Annotated in this window: 19 protein-coding genes; 18 read left to right on the plus strand and 1 reads right to left on the minus strand. The window is 69.7% G+C overall.

The window, feature by feature from the left end:
* The coding region (locus tag VNE60_04200) for a DUF58 domain-containing protein (protein HVB30711.1) at nt 1-615 on the minus strand (615 nt) is incomplete at its 3' end.
* 352 nt (nt 616-967) lie between these two features.
* On the opposite strand from VNE60_04200, the gene VNE60_04205 reads away from it, so the two are divergent.
* The 18 genes from VNE60_04205 (at nt 968) to VNE60_04290 (ending at nt 19,672) form a co-directional block, all read left to right on the plus strand.
* Nucleotides 968-1,399, plus strand: a complete 432-nt coding sequence (locus VNE60_04205) for a GxxExxY protein (GenBank protein HVB30712.1) — start codon at nt 968-970, stop codon at nt 1,397-1,399.
* A 288-nt stretch (nt 1,400-1,687) separates the two neighbouring features.
* Nucleotides 1,688-3,532, plus strand: coding sequence for a translation elongation factor 4 (lepA, locus tag VNE60_04210; protein HVB30713.1), 1,845 nt, complete (start codon nt 1,688-1,690; stop codon nt 3,530-3,532).
* A 297-nt stretch (nt 3,533-3,829) separates the two neighbouring features.
* The gene (locus tag VNE60_04215; GenBank protein ID HVB30714.1) at nt 3,830-4,846 is read left to right on the plus strand and encodes a glycosyltransferase family 9 protein; all 1,017 of its coding nucleotides are present in this window, start codon (nt 3,830-3,832) and stop codon (nt 4,844-4,846) included.
* A complete protein-coding gene (locus tag VNE60_04220; GenBank protein ID HVB30715.1) occupies nt 4,843-5,832 on the plus strand; it encodes an ROK family protein in 990 nt (329 codons plus the stop codon). Before VNE60_04215 ends, VNE60_04220 begins: the two co-directional genes overlap by 4 nt.
* Nucleotides 5,833-5,860: 28 nt before the next feature.
* Nucleotides 5,861-6,826, plus strand: a complete 966-nt coding sequence (locus VNE60_04225) for a carbohydrate kinase family protein (protein HVB30716.1) — start codon at nt 5,861-5,863, stop codon at nt 6,824-6,826.
* Nucleotides 6,823-7,710: an ATP-binding protein gene (locus VNE60_04230; protein ID HVB30717.1), complete on the plus strand. Its 888-nt coding sequence runs from the start codon at nt 6,823-6,825 to the stop codon at nt 7,708-7,710. The genes VNE60_04225 and VNE60_04230 overlap by 4 nt, the downstream gene beginning before the upstream one ends.
* Nucleotides 7,707-8,261: a hypothetical protein gene (locus VNE60_04235; GenBank protein ID HVB30718.1), complete on the plus strand. Its 555-nt coding sequence runs from the start codon at nt 7,707-7,709 to the stop codon at nt 8,259-8,261. Before VNE60_04230 ends, VNE60_04235 begins: the two co-directional genes overlap by 4 nt.
* Nucleotides 8,254-8,559: a molybdopterin dinucleotide binding domain-containing protein gene (locus tag VNE60_04240; protein HVB30719.1), complete on the plus strand. Its 306-nt coding sequence runs from the start codon at nt 8,254-8,256 to the stop codon at nt 8,557-8,559. The genes VNE60_04235 and VNE60_04240 overlap by 8 nt, the downstream gene beginning before the upstream one ends.
* Nucleotides 8,560-8,569: 10 nt before the next feature.
* Nucleotides 8,570-9,736, plus strand: a complete 1,167-nt coding sequence (locus tag VNE60_04245; GenBank protein HVB30720.1) for a PLP-dependent aspartate aminotransferase family protein — start codon at nt 8,570-8,572, stop codon at nt 9,734-9,736.
* A 20-nt stretch (nt 9,737-9,756) separates the two neighbouring features.
* Nucleotides 9,757-10,440: a cell division ATP-binding protein FtsE gene (gene ftsE / locus VNE60_04250; GenBank protein HVB30721.1), complete on the plus strand. Its 684-nt coding sequence runs from the start codon at nt 9,757-9,759 to the stop codon at nt 10,438-10,440.
* Entirely contained in the window at nt 10,437-11,288 is an 852-nt protein-coding gene (locus VNE60_04255) for a permease-like cell division protein FtsX (protein ID HVB30722.1), read from the plus strand. Before ftsE ends, VNE60_04255 begins: the two co-directional genes overlap by 4 nt.
* Nucleotides 11,285-12,481, plus strand: coding sequence for a peptidoglycan DD-metalloendopeptidase family protein (locus VNE60_04260; protein ID HVB30723.1), 1,197 nt, complete (start codon nt 11,285-11,287; stop codon nt 12,479-12,481). The genes VNE60_04255 and VNE60_04260 overlap by 4 nt, the downstream gene beginning before the upstream one ends.
* Nucleotides 12,478-12,687, plus strand: coding sequence for a hypothetical protein (locus tag VNE60_04265; GenBank protein ID HVB30724.1), 210 nt, complete (start codon nt 12,478-12,480; stop codon nt 12,685-12,687). The genes VNE60_04260 and VNE60_04265 overlap by 4 nt, the downstream gene beginning before the upstream one ends.
* Nucleotides 12,684-13,580, plus strand: coding sequence for a deoxyribonuclease IV (locus VNE60_04270; GenBank protein HVB30725.1), 897 nt, complete (start codon nt 12,684-12,686; stop codon nt 13,578-13,580). Before VNE60_04265 ends, VNE60_04270 begins: the two co-directional genes overlap by 4 nt.
* 67 nt (nt 13,581-13,647) lie before the next feature.
* Nucleotides 13,648-14,004: a hypothetical protein gene (locus VNE60_04275; GenBank protein ID HVB30726.1), complete on the plus strand. Its 357-nt coding sequence runs from the start codon at nt 13,648-13,650 to the stop codon at nt 14,002-14,004.
* 85 nt (nt 14,005-14,089) lie between these two features.
* Nucleotides 14,090-15,391: a TolC family protein gene (locus VNE60_04280; GenBank protein HVB30727.1), complete on the plus strand. Its 1,302-nt coding sequence runs from the start codon at nt 14,090-14,092 to the stop codon at nt 15,389-15,391.
* Nucleotides 15,384-16,544, plus strand: coding sequence for an efflux RND transporter periplasmic adaptor subunit (locus VNE60_04285; GenBank protein HVB30728.1), 1,161 nt, complete (start codon nt 15,384-15,386; stop codon nt 16,542-16,544). The genes VNE60_04280 and VNE60_04285 overlap by 8 nt, the downstream gene beginning before the upstream one ends.
* On the plus strand, nt 16,541-19,672 hold the full coding sequence (locus tag VNE60_04290; protein ID HVB30729.1) for a CusA/CzcA family heavy metal efflux RND transporter: 3,132 nt from the start codon (nt 16,541-16,543) through the stop codon (nt 19,670-19,672). The genes VNE60_04285 and VNE60_04290 overlap by 4 nt, the downstream gene beginning before the upstream one ends.
* Nucleotides 19,673-19,723: the final 51 nt, after the last annotated feature.

Raw genomic sequence — 19,723 nt, forward strand, 5'->3', positions numbered from 1 at the left:
GAGCAGGTCGGAGATGAGCACCACGAGGCCGCGCCGTTCGAGCAGCCGCGCGGCCTGTTCGAGGGCGGCGGGGGCGCTGGATGCGCGGCCGGCGCCGGCGTCGTCGAGCGCGGCGACGATCCGCCGCCACTGGCCGTGGCGCCCGCGTGGCGGAACGGCGGTGCGCACGCGGTCGTCGAAGCGCACCAGCCCCACGGCGTCGCGCTGCCGGAGCAGCAGCAAGGCGATGGACGCCGCGACGATCTCGGCGTAGGCCAGCTTGGTGAGCCGGGCCGTGTCGCGCGCACCGAACGCGCCGAGCTGGGCGCCGCTCCAGACCATGGAGCGGCTGACGTCGAGCACGACCGTGGCGCGGAGGTTGGTCTCTTCCTCGTACTGCTTGATGACCAGGCGGTCGGCGCGGGCGGCGATCTTCCAGTCCACGTGGCGCAGGTCGTCGCCGGGCAGATAGGGGCGGTACTCGGCGAACTCCACCGAGAATCCCTTGCGGGGCGAGCGATGGAGGCCGGCCATGAACCCGTCCACCACCCAGCGGGCAACGATTTCCACGTGGCCGAGCGCCGCGAGATGCGCGGGGTCCAGCAGGTCGGCGCGCGTGGCGTGGGCAGTGTCCATCGGGTCGCGAAAGCTAGACGGCGCGGCGGGATGGGTCAAATGGAGCGGGGCGTTTTCGGGCGCGTGTGCGGAGCATCAAGAACGCAGGGTTTCGCGCGGATGCTCCGGATGGGAGGGATGCTCCGGATCGAAGAACTCAGGGTGTGCTTGGCCGGGAGAGCTTCGTGCCCGGTGCACCCCTGGCGCACCGATCTTGCCCCCGCAGCCCCCAAGCAGTTGGAGTTATCAGGAGCATCGGTCCAATCCGGAGCATCGGGATGAACCCCTGGGCTCTGGATGCCCGCCCGGCGCAATGATGCGCGCCGCGGTGATTTGCTGGCATGATCCGCGAGCCCTCCCGCGATTTTGGGGCATGACCCGCGAACCTCTGCTCCGCGAAGAAGTCACCGGCTCGGTGATCGGCGCCTTTTTCGAGGTCTACAACACCCTCGGCTTCGGCTTTCTGGAGCACCTGTATGTCATGGCCCTGGAACGCGAACTGCGCGCCCGAGGACATCGGGTGAGTCGCGAGGTGTATGTGCCCGTGAGCTACAAGGGTGATCTCCTGGGCAAGCAGCGTCTCGACATGATCGTGGACGACGCGGTGGTGGTGGAGACCAAGTCCACGTACGAGCTGCACCGGGCCGCCACGCGGCAGGTGTACAACTATCTGCGCGCCACCGCCCTCGAGGTCGGACTGGTGCTGCATTTTGGCCCCACGCCAAAGTTCTACCGGATCGTTGGTCCGCAGAGCCGGCGTTCAGACGGGGATCCAGAACGGAGTGGTTCGCCCGGATGCTCCTGATTCAACGGATGCTCCGGATCTCGAAACCATGGGGGGCTTGGCGGGGAGATGTTCGTGGCCGCTGCAGCCGCGGCGCGGTGGGAAGACGCTGCCCCGGCAAACCGGGTCTCCCCTCGGCAACCCCCAAGAGTTGCAGTTATCGGGAGCATCAGTTCGATCCGGAGCCATCCGGCTGAACCCCCGGGTTCTGGATGCCCGCAGAGCGCGCCGCGCGACCGGCGCAGCTTGGATCGACCGCCCGGCCCGACTAACTTTGATGGTTACCCATCGCGCGCTCGGCTTCGCGTCGTGCGACCGCCGCGCATCGTGTTGTCGTCGCCAGCATCGAGCATCGTGGATCTCTCGCTCATCCGCAATTTCTGCATCGTCGCGCACATCGATCACGGCAAGTCCACGCTCGCGGACCGGCTGATCGAAGCCACCGGCATGCTGCAGAAGCGGGAGATGAAGCAGCAGGTGCTGGACACGCTCGATCTGGAGCGGGAGCGCGGCATCACGATCAAGCTCAACGCCGTGCGGATGTCGTACACGGCGCGCGACGGCAAGACGTACGAGCTGAACCTGATCGACACGCCGGGCCACGTGGATTTCACGTACGAGGTGTCGCGCTCGCTCAACGCCTGCGAGGGCGCGATCCTGGTGGTGGACGCGTCGCAGGGCATCCAGGCGCAGACGTTGTCGAATCTCTTCCTGGCCATGGACGCCGGGCTCGAGATCCTGCCCGTGCTCAACAAGATCGACCTTCCGGGCGCCGAGCCCGAGCGGCGCAAGCAGGAGGTGCACGATCTGATCGGCGCCGACCCCGACGAGATCCTGCTGGTGAGCGCCAAGGAAGGCATCGGCGTGCCCGAGCTGCTGGAGGAGATCGTGAAGCGGGTGCCGCCGCCCAAGGGCGACCGCGACGGCCCGCTGCGCGCGCTGATCTTCGACTCGTACTACGACCGCTACCGCGGCGCCATTCCCAGCGTGCGCGTGGTGGACGGCGTGCTCAAGCCCGGCATGAAGATCTTCTTTGCCAGCGGCAGTCGCGACGCGTACGAGGTGGCCGAGGTGGGCGTGAACCAGCTGCGCCAGGTGGAGACCGACTCGCTCGGACCGGGCGAGGTGGGCTACGTGGTGGCCAACGTGCGGTCGGTGAAGGAGACGCGGGCCGGCGACACGGTGATGGACTTCGAGCACCCCGCGGCGCAGGCGCTGCCGGGTTACCGGGACGTGCACTCGATGGTGTTCTCGGGGCTCTACCCCACCGACACCCAGCAGTACGAGACGCTGCGCGACGCGCTGGACAAACTCGTGCTCAACGACGCGTCGCTGCACTTCGAGCCCGAGTCGTCGATCGCGCTCGGGTTCGGCTTCCGCTGCGGATTCCTGGGGCTGCTGCACATGGACATCGTGCAGGAGCGGCTGGAGCGCGAGTTCGATCTGGATCTGATCACCACCGTGCCCAACGTGGAGTACCACGTGTACCACACCGACGGCACCATGGAGCTGATCGAGAATCCGTCCAAGATGCCGGCCCCGGGCGTGATCGGGCGCATCGAGGAGCCGTACGTGAAGGCGCGCATCATGGCTCCGGCCGATTACATCGGCCCGATCATGTCGCTGGGCAACGAGCGGCGGGGCGTGTACAAGAACATGACGTACCTGGACCAGTCGCGCGTGGAGTTCGACTGGGAATTCCCGCTCGCCGAGATCATCCTCGACTTCTTCGACCGTCTCAAGACCATCAGCCGCGGGTACGCGTCGCTGGACTACGAGATGCTCGACTACCGGCCCAGCGACCTCGTGAAGCTGGACATGCTCATCAACGGCGACGCCGTGGACGCGTTCTCGGTGATCATCCACCGCGACAAGGCATACGAGTGGGGCCGCAAGATCGCCGACAAGCTCAAGGAACTGATCCCGCGCCAACTGTTCGAGGTGGCCATCCAGGCGGCCATCGGCACCAAGATCATCGCCCGCACGTCGGTGAAGGCGCTGCGCAAGGACGTGCTGGCCAAGTGCTACGGCGGCGACATCAGCCGCAAACGCAAGCTCCTCGAGAAGCAGAAAGAGGGCAAGAAGCGCATGAAGCAGGTGGGCGCCGTGGAGATCCCGCAGGAAGCGTTCCTGGCCGTGCTGCAGGTGGATTAGCGGGGTGTGGCTGGCCGGCCTCCAGAACCGAGGGGATCGGCCGGAGGCTCCGGATCGCACGGATGCTCCCGATCAACTGCCAGTGCTTTGGGGGGCTCCGGAGGGGAGAGTCGGTTCGCCGGGGCTCCGGTGATCACGAAGATCTCGCCGCCGAAGCCCCCGAGTTATTCATCCGGAGGATCCGTTCGATCCGGAGCATCCCTGCGAACCCCTGCGTTCTTGATGCCCGACCTGCGTGCGTGATGCCCGGCCGGCCCCGCCGGGCGTAGATTGGCAGATGGCTCCGACCCCGCCCGCATGACCTCACTCGTGGTCCAAACCAGCTTTCTCGGCGACATGGTGCTCACCACGGCGCTGATCGCGGAGCTGGCCACGCGTGGCCCCGTGGACGTGGTGGCCACGCCGGCGTCGGCCCCGATGCTGGCCAACAATCCCCACGTGCGCCGCGTGATCGTGTACGACAAGCGGCGTTCGGCGCGCGGCATTCTCGGCTTCCGCCGCATGGCCGGCGAGATGCGCGCCTGCGGCGCCGACGCCGTGTACCTGGCGCAGGGCTCGGTGCGCAGCGCCGCGCTCGCCTTCGCCACCGGCGCCGCCATCCGCGTGGGCTTTGCCACCTCGGCCGGCCGCGCCCTGTACACCCGCGCCATTCCGTACCGCAAGGACCTGCACCACGCGGCGCGCCTCTGGCAGTTGGCCGGCGCCGACGGCGACCCAACCCCCGATCGCATCCGCCCGCGGCTCTACCCTGGGGCCGCCGAACGCGCCGCCGTGGACGCCCTGCTGGCCGGCGCGCCCGACGACGGGCGTCCGCTGGTGGCGCTGGCCCCGGGCAGCGTGTGGGCCACCAAGCGCTGGCCGTACTATCCGCAACTGGCCCGCGAGTTAGCTGCCGTGGCGCGTCTGGTGGTGGTGGGCAGCGCCGACGACCGGCTGCTGGCCGAGCAGATCGTGGCGGCGGCCGGCCCCGCCACCGTGGACGCCACCGGCGCGCTGTCGCTGCTCGCCTCGGCGGAGTTGATCGGGCGCTGCCGCGTGCTCGTGACCAACGACTCCGCGCCCCAGCACCTGGCGTCGGCCATGGGCACCGCCACGCTGGCCGTGTTCGGACCCACCGTGCCGGCGTTCGGATTCGGGCCCCTGGCCCCCCTTTCATTGATATTGGAGCACGGCGGGCTGGACTGCCGGCCCTGCGACAAGCACGGCCCGCCGGCCTGCCCGCTCGGGCACTGGAAATGCATGCGCGATCTGCCCGCAGGTGACGCGGCGGTGCGCGTTCGCCATCTTCTGTCCGTCCCCACCCAGCCCACATGACCGCGAACTCGCGAGACCAATACATCGTCGGCGTCGACCTCGGCGGCACCAACGTCGTGACCGGCGCCGTATCCGTGGACGGCACCCGCACCTTTGGCGTGCGCTCCGTGCCCACCGAAGCCCAGGCCGGGGCCGAGGGCGTGGTGGACCTGATCGTCGCCCAGATCGAGGCGACGATGGCCGACACCATGCGCGACGCCCATGTGCCGCGCGAGGCGCTGCTCGGCATCGGCATCGGCGCGCCGGGCCCGCTGGACCGCGAACGCGGGCTCGTGATCGTGGCGCCCAATCTGGGCTGGCGGAACTTCCCGTTGCGCGACCGCATCTCAAGCCGGCTGCACATGCCCGCCACGCTCGACAACGACGCCAACTGCGCCACCGTGGGCGAGTGGTGGCAGGGCGCGGCCCGCGGCGGCCGCCACGTGGTGGGGCTGACCATCGGCACCGGCATCGGCGGCGGGCTGATCCTGGACGGCAAGCTGTACCACGGCGCGTCGGACGTGGCCGGCGAGATCGGGCACACCACCATCGATCTCAACGGCCGCCACTGCAAGTGCGGCAACTACGGCTGCCTGGAGGCGTATGCCTCGGGACCGGCCATCGCCACGCGGGCCCGCGAGGTGCTGGTGCGCGAGGGCACCGAGTCGCTCATGCCGCTGATGGTGCAGGGCAATCTGGACCGCCTCACCGCGCAGACGGTGTACGATGCCGCGCAGCAGGGCGACGCGGTGGCGGACGAGATCGTGCGCGACACCGGGCGGTATCTGGGCGCCGGCGTGGCCAACCTGCTCAACATCTTCAATCCCGATGTCGTGGTGGTGGCCGGGGGCGTGACGCACGCCGGCGACCGGCTGTTCGTGCCGCTCCGCGCCGAGGTGCGGCGCCGGGCGTTCGCGCCGGCCGTGGACGCGGCGCGCATCGTGCCCGGGGAGTTGCCCGGAACGGCCGGGGTGGTGGGGGCAGTGAGGACCTTCCTGAACCGCTGAACCGCGCACTGCCGGAACAGCAGGGATTATGAAGCTCGGCATCATCGGCACGTTCGTCTGGGACGTCATCTACGGCCGCGACGTCCGCCAGGGCCCCATCGAGGAATGGGGGGGCGTGACGTACACGCTCAGCGGCCTGGATGCGGCGCTGGGCGACGACTGGCAGATCGTCCCGTTGATCAAGGTGGGTTCCGACCTGGCCGAACGGGCCCGGGCGTTCCTGCGCACGCTGCGCCACGTGGCGCCCGACGCGGCGCTGGTGGAGGTGCCGTATCCCAACAACCGGGTGGAGATCCGCTACCACACCGAGGCGCGGCGCAGCGAATGGCTCACCGGCGGGGTGCCGGGCTGGACCTGGGCCGGCCTGCAGCCGCTGCTCCGCGATCTCGACGCCCTGTACATCAATCTCCTGGCCGGCTGGGAGGTGGACCTCGAGACGGCGCAGCTCATCCGCCAGCACTTCAAGGGGCCCATCTACTGCGATCTGCATTCGCTCATGCTGGCCCTGCAGCCCGACGGCCTGCGCACGCCGCGGCCGCTGCCCAACGTGCGGGAGTGGTGCGCCTGCTTCGACCTGGTGCAGGTGAACGAGGACGAGATGGCGCTGCTGGCCCCCGATCCGCTGGCGCTCGCGGCCACGGTGCTCGACGCCGGGGCGCGGTGCCTGGTGGTCACCCTGGGGGCCCGCGGGGCCGTGTATTTTGCCGCGCCGGACTTCGAACGGCTGGGGGACCTCCGCCGCCCCCGGCCGCTGGGGGCCATTTCCGGCCCGCTGCGCACCGAATTGGTGCCCACCGCGGTGTCAAGCCCCGCCGGCGGCGATCCCACGGGTTGTGGAGACGTGTGGGGGGCAACCTATTTCTCTCGGCTCCTCGCGGGTGATAAGTTGGGTGACGCCATCCGCGCGGCGCATCGCGCCGCGGGACGCAATCTCGAGCACCGGGGCGCCACCGGACTCGCGCACCACCTTCGAGGGGAATTCAGCGCCACGTGACTACCGTCATCAATGTCCCGCCATCGCTCGACGACCAGTCGTTCGAGCAGGTGCTGGAGCAGCTGGCGCCGCTGCCTCCCGACGAGAAGATCCTGGTCGATGCCCGCCATTGCCGGTGGGCGTCGCCCTACGGGCTCACCGCCCTCCTGACGCTGGCCCAGACCCGCGAGGAGCGGCCGGGCTTTGCCGTGCCCGAAGCCGAGGACACGGCCGGGTACTGGGCCCGCGCCGACTTCTTCCGGTATGCGGCCGACCTCTACGAGATGCACGGCGCCGTGCCCAAGCGCACGGGCGGCGACTCGCGCGTGCTGCTCGAGGTCACCCCGGTGGCCAAGAGCGAGGACGTGCACGAGGTGGTGGACCGCATCCAGCAGAAGGCGCAGCAGATCATCGCCACCGAACTGAGCCTGGACGCCAAGGCCACGGTGGGGTTCGCGATGACGCTGTCGGAGGTGTGCCAGAACATCGTGGAGCACGCCGGCCGCGGCGGGTGGGTGGCCGTGCAGGCCTACACCTGGAAGAAGCGGCTCGGCCGCCGCGTGGTGCAGATCGCGGTGTGCGACGCCGGCATCGGGTTCCGCAACTCCCTGGAGGGGGCGCCGGGCCGGGTGCGCGACGACCGCTGGGACGACGGCGCCGCCCTCGAGGCGGCCGTCATCCGGGGGGTGAGCCGGTTCCGCGACCCCGGCCGGGGGCAGGGCCTGTCGGGCGTGCGCCGCTACTGCGGCCGCTGGGAGGGCAAGCTGTCCATCCGCAGCGGCACGGCGCGTATTGCGCTCGTCCCCAAGTGGGACGAGGATGTTCCTCTGGAAGAAGACCTTTCCCCCTTTCCCGGCGCTCAAGTGCAGGTCACGATCCCCGAGCGCGCGGCGGCCAAGGAATGAACCACATCGACCTCGGTTCGGTGCTGCGACAGACCGTTTCCGCCAACCTGTATTCCAATCTGGTCACGCGCCCCACGGGGGCCGCGGTCCGCAATCAGATCGAATTGCTGATGCGCGAGGCGCACGAGCGCACGCTCACCGTGCTCGACTTCTCGCACGTCTCGATGATGGACTTCTCGTGCGCCGACGAGGTGATCGCCAAGCTCCTGCTGCGCTACTGCGCCGAGAACCCGCCGCACGAGGCGTACTTCCTGTTCCGCGGCGTGACCGACGACCACTGGGAGGCCATCGAGACGGTGCTGGAGCGCCATGGGCTGGCCCTGGCCATCGAGCAGGAGGACGGGGTGCACGTGGTGGGTGTGCTCAGCGAGCGCGAGCGCCGGGCCTGGGAGGCGCTCAAGCGGCACGGGCGCGCCATGGCCGCGGACCTCACGGGCGAGATCGGCGAGGACGAGCCCCAGGTGCGCAGCACCCTCGACGGGCTGTGGCGCCGGCGGCTGCTCATGCGTCTGGATGAGCAGTACGTGGCCATTGGAGGCGACCGTGGATGAGCAGCTCCATCGTCCGTTGCGGGTGGCGCAGTTCATCGCCACGCGCCCGGGCGACGCGGCGCGCGGACCGGCGGTGTTCATGAACGCCGACGACGCGCGCAAGCGGCTGCTCTCCGACGGCGAGTTGGCGTGGGTGTACGGCCCGCGCCGTCACGAGCTCGCCACCGTGCACCTCGATCCGGCCATGCCACGGGGCGATGTGGCGCTGCGCGATGTCGCCGGCGCGTCGCCCTCCGAGATCGTCCGGGTGGTCAAGCCCGATCTGGATTCGCGCGGGCGCCCGCCCGCGTATGCGTGAGTCACTAACGATGCCCAAGAGACAGCAGCGTCCCCTCGATCGCGCCTCGTTGCCGCTCCACGGCGGCGTGGAAGCGGGCGAACGCGACGTGGACGCGCCGGTGGTGCGGGCGCTGTACCAGTCGGTGAACTACATCCAGGAAGTGGGCTCCGGCGACGGGCTGCGCTACCCCCGCTACGGCAATGCGCCCAACGCCGAAGCGGTGCAGCGGCGCATGGCCGCACTCGAGGGCGCCGAGGCGTCGGTGCTGCTGGCCAGCGGCATGGGAGCCACGGCGTGCGCCCTGCTGGCCCTGCTCCGGCCGGGCGACCACGTCGTGGCCAGCAGCTGGATCTACGGCGGCACGCGCACGCTGCTCGAAACCGAATTCGCCTCGCTCGGCATCGAGGTCTCGCTGGTGGACCCGCTCGAGGTGCGCGTGTGGCGCCGGGCCATCCGCAAGAACACGCGCGTCGTGTTCCTCGAGACGCCGGTGAATCCCACCTGCCGCGTGCTCGACCTCAAGCCGGTGAGCTACATCTGCAAGCAGTCGGGCATCGCGCTGGTGGTGGACGCCACCTTCGCCAGCCCGATCAACTTCCGCCCCATCGAGCAGGACGCCGACGTCTCCATCCACTCGGCCACCAAGTACCTGAACGGGCATCACGACGTGCTGGGCGGCGTGGTGTCGGGCACGGCGCAGTACATCGAAGAGGTGCGCCGGAAGATGATGGTCTGGGGGCAGGCCCCCGATCCGTTCGCCGCCTGGCTGCTGGAGCGCGGCCTCAAGACGCTGGACGTGCGCGTGCAGCGCCACAACGCCAACGCGATGCGCGTGGCGCAGTGGGCCGAAGGGTTCAAGGAGATTCGCCGGGTGCACTACCCGGGGCTGCCGTCGCACCCCGACCACGCCATCGCCAAGCGCACGCTCGACGGATTCGGCGGCATGATGGCCATCGAAGTGGGCGGCGGAGCGCGCGGCGTGGACCGCATGCTGCGCCGGCTGCGCGTGTTCCAGCATGCGCCCAGCCTGGGCGGCGTGGACTCGCTCATCTCCGAGCCGCGCCACACCTCGCACGCCAGCGTCAGCCCCGTCGAGCGCGCCAAGGCGGGAATCCCCGACGGATTCCTGCGGCTGAGCATCGGCATCGAGAGCGCCGACGACCTGATCGCCGATCTCGAGCAGGCGTTGCGTTGACGGCGGCGGAAGCGGTCGGCGTGATCCGGTTCGACCGGGTCACCAAGGAATACCCGCGGTCGGGAACGGCGCTGAACGACGTGTCGTTCCAGGTGGCCCGGGGCGAGTTCGTGTTCCTCACCGGCCCCAGCGGCGCCGGCAAGAGCACGATCCTCCGCCTCACGTACTTCGACGAGCGGCCCACGGCGGGCGCGGTGCGGGTGAGCGGCGTGAACTCGCAGCGCGCCACGCGCCGCGAGATCTCCAAGCTGCGCCGCCGCCTGGGCATCGTCTTCCAGGACTTCCGGCTGCTCGAGGAGCGCACCGCCGAGGAGAACGTGGCGTTCGCCCTCGAAGTCACCGGCGCCCCGCGGGCCCAGATCGGGCCCAAGGTGAGCCGCGTGCTCACCCAGGTGGGCCTCGCCGCCAAGTCCACGGCATTTCCCCGCGAGCTGTCGGGCGGCGAGCAGCAGCGCGTGGCCATCGCCCGTGCCCTCGTCAACGATCCCTTCGTGCTCATCGCCGACGAACCCACGGGCAACCTCGACGAGCGCGCCACGCGCGGCGTGTTCCAGTTGCTGCGCGAGATCAATGGCGCCGGCACGGCGATCGTCATGGCCACCCACGATCTCGACCTCGTGCGCAACGCCGACTACCGCACCATCGAGCTCAATCGCGGCCAGATCGTGTTCGACTCGGCCGCTTCCGTGGAGCCCACGGCATGAGACGCACCGTCCGCGATGCCTCGGCGACGTTCAGTCGCGCCCCGCTGCTCAGCCTGCTCAGCATCACCACGATCGCGTTCTCGCTGTTCGCGTTCGGCCTGTTCGGCCTCGTGGCGCTCAACATCCGGGCCGCGCTGCAGCAGGTGGAGGAGCGCGTGGAGATCCGGGCCTTCGTGGCCGACGGCACCGACGCCCAGGCCATGGCGGCGGCGGCCGGCGACATCGCCGCCTTCCCCGAAGTGCAGAGCGTGGACCTGGTGTCCAAGTCGCAGGCGCTGGAACGGGCCCGCCACGAACTGGCCGAGTTCAAGGACGTGTTCGAGCCGGGCATTCTCCCCGCGTCCATCGACGTCCGCCTCAAGCCGGGCTTCCGCGATCCGGCCACCGTGCAGCGCGTGTCCGAGCGGCTCAAGAGCTACCCGTTCATCGACGACGTGCGCTACGGCGAGGACTGGCTGGTGCAGCTCTACCGGCTGCGCAACATCGCCGGCGTGTCGGGGCTGGCGCTCGGGCTGGCCTTTGCCGCCGTGGCCGTGATCATCATCGCCGCCACGATCCGCATGGCGGTGCTGGCCCGCGCCGACGAGATCGCGATCATGCGCCTGGTGGGCGCCACCGACGGATACATCCGGCGGCCGTTCCTGCTCGAAGGATTCGTGAAGGGCGTGCTCGGCGGACTGCTGGCGCTGCTCTTCACGTGGATGGGCATGCACCTCATCGACCACTACCTGCACTTCCACACGGTGTTCTTCGATCCGGGGCAGGCCATGCTCGGCGTGGCCGCCGGCGCGCTCATCGGCGTGATCGGCAGCGCGGTGTCCGTGGGGAGGCACCTACGCGCGGTGTGAGGCGCGCCCTCGCCGCCGCCGGCATCGCCGTCGCGCTGGCGCTGGCCGCCCGCCCTGCCGGCGCCCAGCAGCAGTCGCAGACCGAGCAGAAGCTCCGGGCCCAGCGCGACACGCTCGACCAGATCCGGCGCGAACGCGCCCAGCTCGAAGAGCGCATGCGCTCCCTGCAGGGCTCGGCCCACGACCTGTCCGAAGAGGTGGCCAACCTCGACAGCCGCGCCGCCGCCACGGCCCGCATCGTCGAGACCCTGGACCACCAACTGGTGTCGATCGACTCCGATGTCACCGACGCCACGGGCGACCTGGTGCGCGCCGAGGACGACCTCACCGCGCAGCGCGCCGTGCTGCAGCACCGCCTCGTGGACATCTACAAGCGCGGCCCGCTGTTCACCTTCCAGGTGCTGCTGTCGGCGCAGTCGTTCGGCGACCTCGTGGCCCGCTACAAATATCTGCACCTCCTCACGCTGCGCGACCGGGCGCTGGTGAAGCACGTGGAGGACCTGCGCAATCAGGTGGGCATGCAACGCGACCGGCTGGTGGTGCTCCAGGACGCCGTGGTCCAGAACCGCAGCGACAAGCAGCAGGAGGAGTCGGAGTTGCGGTCGCTGGAGCATCAGCGCCAACGCAGCCTGGTGTCGGTGCGGCAGCAGGTGACGCAGACCGAGGCCCGGCTGGCCGCGGTGCGCCGCGCCGAGTCGCAACTCACCAACACCATCGCATCGCTCGAAGCGGCCCGGAAGCGAGCCGCCGCGGCGAGCCCGCGCGAGGCGCCCAGCCGGAGCACCATCACCACCGAGGACTACGGCAGGCTCGACTGGCCGGTAGAGGGCGAAATCCTCTATCCGTTCGGCCGGCAGGTGCAGTCCAACAACACCACCATCCGCTGGAACGGCATCGGCATCGCCGCGCCGGCCGGCACGCCGGTGCACGTGGTGGCCGCCGGCGAGGTGGTGAGCGTGTCGCAGCTGGGCCTGTACGGGCTCACCGTGATCGTGGATCACGGCGGCGGCGACTATTCGATCTACGGATCGTTGCAGGCGTCGCGCGTGAAGCGCGGCGATCACGTCGTCCGCGACCAGGTGATCGGCACGGTCGGCATCTCGGACCCCGACTTCCCCGCCCACCTCCACTTCGAGGTCCGCCGCCACGGCGGGCCCGCCGTGGACCCCACCACCTGGCTGCGCCGCCGATGACCGTCGTCAAACGCTGTTCCGTGTGCTCCCGCTTCCGCGCCTACGAAGAGGGCGACCAGTTCTGTCTGGCCTGCGGGCATGAAGGGCTGGAATCGTCCTGCAGCTGCGGGCGAGTGTTCGACTTCGCCCTCCACGAAGCCGAGGGCGAGTTGCACTGTCCCCGGTGCGGCGCCTCGCTGCGCGGGCGCTCGGCCGACTTCGAGTGAGCCCCCCGCGCGCCCGGCGCGCCCCGGCGCCCGCCGCCCCCGTGGAACTGCTCGGCGCCCACGTCTCGATTGCCGGCGGCACGGCCGAAGCGCCGCCTCGCGCCAAGGCGATCGGCGCCACGGCCATGCAGATGTTCACGAAGATGGCCAACCGCTGGGCCGAACGGAGCGTGGACGACGCCGAGCGCAAGGCATTCCGCGCCGGCCTCGCCGCCACGGCGGTGGGCGCCACCGTGGTCCACGACTCGTACCTCATCAACCTGGCCAGTCCCGACCCGACGCTGCGGCGCCGGTCGATCGAGAGTTTCGTGGCCGAGCTGGAGCGGTGCCAGGCGCTGGGCATCACCTACCTGGTGTCGCACCCGGGCAATTTCATGGACGAGCGGGGCGCCGGCGTGCAGCGCAACGCCGACGCCATCACCGAAGCTTTGGAACGTGTGCCGGGCAAGACGGTACTCTGCATGGAGACCACGGCCGGCGCTGGCACGGTGATCGGCAGCACGTTCGAGGAACTGGCCCTGCTGCTGGAGCTGGTGCCGGCCGCCCAGCGCAAGCGCATGGGCGTGTGCGTGGACACCTGTCACATCTACTCGGCGGGGTACGATCTGGTACGGGATTTCGACGGCGTGTGGACGCGGTTCGACGACGTGCTGGGGGCGCGGCGGTTGCGCGTGCTCCATCTGAACGATTCCAAGATGCCGTTCGACTCGCGGCGCGATCGCCACGAGCTGATCGCCGAGGGCACGCTGGGGGCGGCGCCGTTCCGCCGTCTCATGACCGACGATCGCTTTCGCCGCGTGGCCAAGGTGCTCGAGACGCCCAAGCTGGACGACGCCACGAAGACCGACCGCAAGATGCTCGCGCGACTGCGCCGCTATGCCGCCGGCCGCTAGCCCGACGCCGCGCGGCGGCCGCCGTTCCCTGGCGGTTTTGCCGGCCGCCGCGTAAAGTAGATCGGATATGCCCGCCCTGCTCCGCTCCGTGTCGAGACCCAGCTCCCTGTTCCGCCGCGCCGCACTCGTCGTGCTGCTGGTGTTCCAGGGCGCGTGGGCGCTGGCTCCGCTCTTCGAGCCGCACAACGACCGGTTGGGCGTGGTCCACGTGGAGAGCACGCACCCGAAGCACCCGTACATCCACAACGAAGCCACGTGCGCCGTGTGCGCCGTGCGCTCGCTGTACGCCGCGCCGCCGCAGCGGCCGGCGCCCGTGCTGCACCTGGCGGCGGGCAATCCGGTGGACCGCTTCGATGCGGCAGCCGCGCCGCGGCCCGACCAGGACCCCACCAACCTCTCGCGCGCCCCGCCCCTGGTGAGCTGAGACCACTGCGGCCTTCGGACCCGGCGCGCTCCCGTGCGCCTGCCGCAGTCGGTGTGTCCATCCCCAGACAACCTCCAGGAACAGCATGCGAACTTCCATGTGGACGTGCGCATTGGTGTGTGTCGCCAATGCAGCGCTCGCCCAACAGGGGAGTCCGGCCACGGGCCGGGCTTCCGCCACCGATACCCTGCGCATCACGCGCCGTCAGGCCGTGGCCACGGCGCTTCTCGCCAACCCTCAACTCGACGTGGCCCGCGAGCAGACCGCGCAGGTGCGGGCGCAGCGCGTGGAGGGGATGTCCATCCCCCAGCCCGCCGCGATCGCCTCGCTCGACGACCAGACGCGGTTCCTCGGACTGGGCACCTCCACGTCGCGGAACATCGGCGTGGGGCTCCTCATTCCATTTCCCGACAAGATCCGGCTGCAGAACTCCATCGGCGTGGCCAACATCGGCGCGTCGCAGGAACAATACCGGCTGCTCCAGCAGCAGATCGCCGCCGCGGCCAGCCAGGCGTACGACGCGGTGCTGGTGGCCGAGTTGCACCGGCGCGACTTCACCGAGGCCCGCCGGCTGGCGGCCGATTTCCTGCAGAAGACGCAGGCCCGGTTCAACGCCGGCACGGTGCCGCGTCTGGACGTGATCAAGGCGCAGGTGGATCTGGCGCAGGCCGAGAACGATCTCATCGGCAACGCCCGCGACGTGGCCAACGCGCTCTCGGGCCTCAACCGGGTGCTGGGCCGGTCGCTGGGCACGCCGCTCGCGCTGCTCGATTCGCTCGAGGTGCCGCCGCCGCTGCCCGACCTCGACGCCGTGGAGCAGACGGCGGAGCGCACCCGGCCCGAACTGGTGGCCCTGCAGCAGCAGGAGCTCGCCGCCAGGGCCAACAGCGCGCTGGTGCGCGAGCAGTCGTTCCTTCCCGACATCACGCTGTCGGGCAATCGCGATTTCAAGAGCGACCAGGGCACGCTGTATTCGGCCGGCCTGGCGTTCCCGATCCCGCTGTTCTTCTGGCAGCATTCCAACGGCGACTACGCCGAGACGCACCACCGCGAGCTCGAACTCGCGGCCACGTATCGCGACACCCGCGCCGCCGTGGGGCAGGACGTGCGCACCTCGTATGCCAACGCCGACGCGGCCATGCGGCAGGTGGTCTACATCCGCGACCAGCTGCTGCCGTCGGCGCGCGAGGCGTATCGCGTAGCCACCGTGAGTTACGGGCTGGGCGGCCTGTCGGCGCTCGACGTGCTCGACGCCCGCCGTTCCCTGCTCGATGCCGAAAGCCAGTATGCCGATGCCCTCGCCGCCGCCAACTCGGCGCGCGCCGATCTCGAGCGCGCCGCCGGCGTGCCGCTGACCACGTTCGCCCCTGGAGCTCCTCGTGAGTAAGCGCTCTCTCGCGCCCGCGACGCTCGTCGCCGCCGCGTTCATCTCGCTTGCCGGCCTCGTGGCCGGCTGCACCTCGTCATCCTCGGCCAGCGAAGACACCACGGCGATCGTCAAGCCGTCCACCTTCAAGGTCACCGACGCCCAGCGCGCCCGGTTGCAGATCGTCACGCTGGCCGACACCACCTTCCGGCCCACGCTCGACGTCACCGGCACCGTGGCGTTCAACGGCGACTCCTCCACGCAGGTCATCGCGCCGATCTCCGGCCCCGTGGTGCGGCTGCTGGTGAACATCGGCGCCGTGGTATCGGCCGGGTCGCCGCTGGCCGCGGTCTCGTCGCCCGACTACGCCGCGGCGGTGGCCACCTATCGCAAGGCCGACGACGCCTCGCGCAACACGCAGCGCATCCTCAAACTCGACGAGCAACTGTTCGCCAACGACGCCCTGGCCCGGGCCGATCTCGACCAGGCGCGCACCGACGCCTCGTCGGCCGCGGCCGATCTGGACGCCGCCGTGCAGGGTCTCCGCGCGCTCGGCGTGGCCGACAGCACGATCACCGCCATCCGCACCGGCAAGCAGTCGGGCGAGGTGGAGGGCATGATCCGGTCGCCTATCGCCGGCGTCGTGGTGGAGAAGCTCATCACGCCAGGCCAGCTGCTGCAGGCCGGCGCCACGCCCACCTTCACCGTGGCCAATCTCAGCACGGCGTGGGTGATGGCCAGCGTGTATCCCACCGACCTCGACCTCGTGAGCAAGGGCCAGGCGGCGAGCATCATCACCGACGCCACCACCAGGCCGGTGCCGGGCCGCGTGGACTACGTGGCGGCGCTGGTGGATCCGGGCACCAAGGCCACCGCGGTGCGCATCGTGGCCGACAACCGCGCCCAACTGCTCAAGCGCGACATGTTCGTGCAGGTGCAGATCCACTCCAGCAGCACACGCACGGGGATCCTGATCCCCGCCGCCTCGCTGTTGCGCGACAACGACAACCTGCCGTTCGTGTTCGTGGCCCTGCCCGACGGCTCGTTCGAGCGGCGCCGCATCACGTACGGCTACCGCGTGGGCGATAGCTATCAGGCCACGTCGGGTCTGGCCGCCGGCGACAAGGTCGTGGCCGACGGCGCGCTCTTCATCCAGTTCGCGGAGAGCCAGTGACCACGCCCATCGTACCTCCGGAACACGGGGCGGACGCGGCGCCGCCGTCGCGCATCAATCGCATCGTGCGGGCGGCGCTGGGCCAGCCGTTCCTGGTCGCGATCTTCGCGCTCACCCTCATCGGCCTCGGCGCCTGGTCGTTCTCGCGTCTGCCGGTGGACGCGTACCCCGACCTCTCGCCGCCGATGGTGGAGATCATCACGCAGTGGCCGGGCCACGCCTCGGAAGAGGTGGAGCGGCTGGTCACCGTGCCCATCGAGACCGAGATGAACGGCGTCGAGAACCTCACCGTGCTGCGCTCGATCTCGCTGTACGGACTGTCGGACGTCATCATGACGTTCGCCGACAAGACGGATCCGTACTTCGCGCGCCAGCGCGTGTTCGAGCGCCTGCCCAACGTGACCCTGCCCACCGGTGTGAGCGCGAGCGTGTCGCCGCTCTACTCGCCGTCGGGCCTCGTGTACCGCTACGTGCTCGACAGCCCCGACCGGTCGACGATGGAGCTCAAGGTCATCAACGACTGGGTGCTGTCCAAGGCCTACAAGGCCGTGCCCGGCGTGGCCGACATGTCGGCGCTGGGCGGCGAGACCATGGAGTACCACGTCGACGTCGATCCCACCAAGCTGGCCGGCGCCGGACTCTCCATCACCGACGTCGAGAACGCGCTCGGCAACAACAACGACAACGCCGGCGGCGGCTTCTACACCGAGGGCGGGCAGTTCTATTACGTGCGCGGCCTGGGCCGTCTGAAGACCACCGAGGACATCGGCAACGTCGTGATCACGGTCAAGAACGGCGTGCCGGTGCTGATCAAGGACATCGCGACCGTGGACATCGGCCACGCGCCGCGCCTGGGCCAGTTCGGGTTCAACAACCGCGACGACGCCGTGGAAGGCGTGATCCTCATGCGCACGGGCGAGCAGGCGCAGACCGTGCTCAAGCGCGTGGAGGCCGAGACGCGGCAGCTCAACGATTCGATCCTGCCCAAGGACGTCAAGGTCCATCCGTTCTACGACCGCAGCAGCCTGATCCATCTCACCACGCGCGTGGTGGAGGACAACCTGCTGCGCGGCATCCTGCTCGTCGTCGTCATCCTCATCTTCTTCCTGTACGACGTGCGGTCGGGGTTGATCGTGGCCGTGGCCATTCCCGGGTCGCTGCTGTTCGCGTTCATCGTGCTCGACCTGCGCCACATCCCGGCCAACCTGCTCTCCATCGGCGCCATCGACTTCGGCATCCTGGTGGACGGCGCGGTGGTGATGGTGGAGAACATCTTCCGCCGGCTGGCCGAACGACGAGGCACGGAATTCTCCGTGCGCGAGGTGATCGCGCTCGCCGCCGCCGAGGTGGACCGGCCGATCGTGTACGCCATCGCCGTCATCGTGGCCGGCTTCCTGCCCATCTACGTGCTCTCGGGTCCGTCGGGCCGGCTGTTCAAGCCCATGGCCGACACGACGATCGCCGCCCTTATCGGCTCGCTGCTGATCACGGTGCTCGTGCTCCCGCCGCTGTGCGCGTGGGGATTGCGCCGGGGGGTGCGCGAGCGCCGCAACGGCGTGTTCGAGTGGGTCAAGCGCGTGTATATGCGCGGACTCGACTGGAGCCTGGCGCACCGCGGCTGGGTGATGGGCGTGAGCGTCGCGCTGTTCGCGGTGGCGCTCGCCATGACGGCCTCGATCGGCGCCGAGTTCATGCCCAAGCTGGACGAGGGCGCGCTCTGGGTGCGGGCCACCATGCCCTACACGATCTCGTTTCCCGAGGCGGCCAAGTTCGCGCCCCAGATCCGCGGGATTCTCAAGTCGTTCCCCGAGGTCACCGACGTGGCCGACGAGCACGGCCGGCCCGACGACGGCACCGATCCCACGGGCTTCTTCAACATGGAGTTCTACGTCGGGCTCAAGCCGTACAGCGAATGGACGGGCCCGTACCACACGAAGCCGGAGTTGATCGCCGCCATCGACAAGCGGCTGCGCACCTTTCCCGGCATCACGTTCAACTACACGCAACCCGCCGAGGACGCCGTGGACGAGGCCGAGACCGGCCTCAAGAGCGCGCTCGACGTGAAGATCTTCGGCGACGACCTCACCACGCTCGAAGCCAAGGGCCTCGAGGTGAAGCACGTGCTCGAGCACGTGCCGGGCATCACCCAACTCACGCTCGTGCAGGAGCTGGGCCAGCCGTCGCTCACCGTGCAGATCGACCGGGCCAAGCTGGCCCGGTACGGGCTGGGCGCCGGCGACGTGGACAATCTGATCGAATCGGCCGTGGGCGGGACTGCCGCCACGCAGGTGGTGCAGGGCGAGCAACTGTTCGACCTCGTCGTGCGCCTGCAGCCGCAGTTCCGGAGCACGCCCGAGGAGATCGGCAACATCCTCATCGCCACGCCCGACGGCAGCCAGATCCCGCTCCGCCAGGTGGCCACGCTCTCGATCGCCAACGGCGCGTCGTTCATCTACCGCGAGAACAGCCACCGCTACATCGGCGTGCAGTTCTCCGTGCAGGGGCGCGACCTGGCCGGCGCCGTCAACGACGCCCGCGCCCGGGTGGCCAAGCAGGTGCAGTTCCCGGTGGGCTACCGCGCCGTGTGGGGCGGCGAGTTCAAGGACTACACGGCGTCGCGCGCTCAGCTGCGGATCGTGCTGCCGATCACCATCGTGCTCATCTTCCTGCTGCTGTTCTTCCTCTACGACAACTTCAAGTTCCCGCTCATCACCGTGGTCGGCGTGGTGCTGTCGGCGCCGTTGGGCGGGCTCGCCGCGCTCATGCTCACGGGCACGCCGTTCTCCGTGTCGTCGGGCATCGGGTTCCTGGCGCTGTTCGGCGTCTCGGTGCAGACCGCGGTGGTGTACATCTCGTATGCCAACGAGCTGCGGCTGGGAGGCATGGCCATCGCCCAGGCCACCCGCGAGGCGGCGCTGCTCCGATTGCGCCCGATCATGATGACGGCGCTGGTGGCCGCGTTCGGGTTGTTGCCGGCGGCCATCGCCACCGGCGTGGGCACCGACTCGCAGAAGCCGTTCGCGCTCGTCATCGTGGGCGGCCTCTTCTCGCGACTCCTGATCAGCGTGTTCCTGATGCCGGTGCTGTATCAGATGGCGGCCCGGCCGGGCGATCAGCTGAAGGTGTAGCAGCACGCCGGGGCTCGGCCCCGGCGGTCCGGAGGCCCGGCGATATCTCGC

Source organism: Gemmatimonadaceae bacterium (assembly GCA_035533755.1).
Taxonomy (GTDB): Bacteria; Gemmatimonadota; Gemmatimonadetes; order Gemmatimonadales; family Gemmatimonadaceae; genus JAGWRI01.

What these genes read in the sequence shown, in the direction of transcription:
- VNE60_04215 (HVB30714.1), top strand. Translation starts at nt 3,830, where the DNA reads ATGACCTCACTCGTGGTCCAAACCAGCTTTCTCGGCGACATGGTGCTC.
- VNE60_04275 (HVB30726.1), top strand. Translation starts at nt 13,648, where the DNA reads ATGCCCGCCCTGCTCCGCTCCGTGTCGAGACCCAGCTCCCTGTTCCGC.
- VNE60_04220 (HVB30715.1), top strand. Translation starts at nt 4,843, where the DNA reads ATGACCGCGAACTCGCGAGACCAATACATCGTCGGCGTCGACCTCGGC.
- VNE60_04280 (HVB30727.1), top strand. Translation starts at nt 14,090, where the DNA reads ATGCGAACTTCCATGTGGACGTGCGCATTGGTGTGTGTCGCCAATGCA.
- VNE60_04225 (HVB30716.1), top strand. Translation starts at nt 5,861, where the DNA reads ATGAAGCTCGGCATCATCGGCACGTTCGTCTGGGACGTCATCTACGGC.
- VNE60_04205 (HVB30712.1), top strand. Translation starts at nt 968, where the DNA reads ATGACCCGCGAACCTCTGCTCCGCGAAGAAGTCACCGGCTCGGTGATC.
- VNE60_04245 (HVB30720.1), top strand. Translation starts at nt 8,570, where the DNA reads ATGCCCAAGAGACAGCAGCGTCCCCTCGATCGCGCCTCGTTGCCGCTC.
- VNE60_04255 (HVB30722.1), top strand. Translation starts at nt 10,437, where the DNA reads ATGAGACGCACCGTCCGCGATGCCTCGGCGACGTTCAGTCGCGCCCCG.
- VNE60_04235 (HVB30718.1), top strand. Translation starts at nt 7,707, where the DNA reads ATGAACCACATCGACCTCGGTTCGGTGCTGCGACAGACCGTTTCCGCC.
- VNE60_04265 (HVB30724.1), top strand. Translation starts at nt 12,478, where the DNA reads ATGACCGTCGTCAAACGCTGTTCCGTGTGCTCCCGCTTCCGCGCCTAC.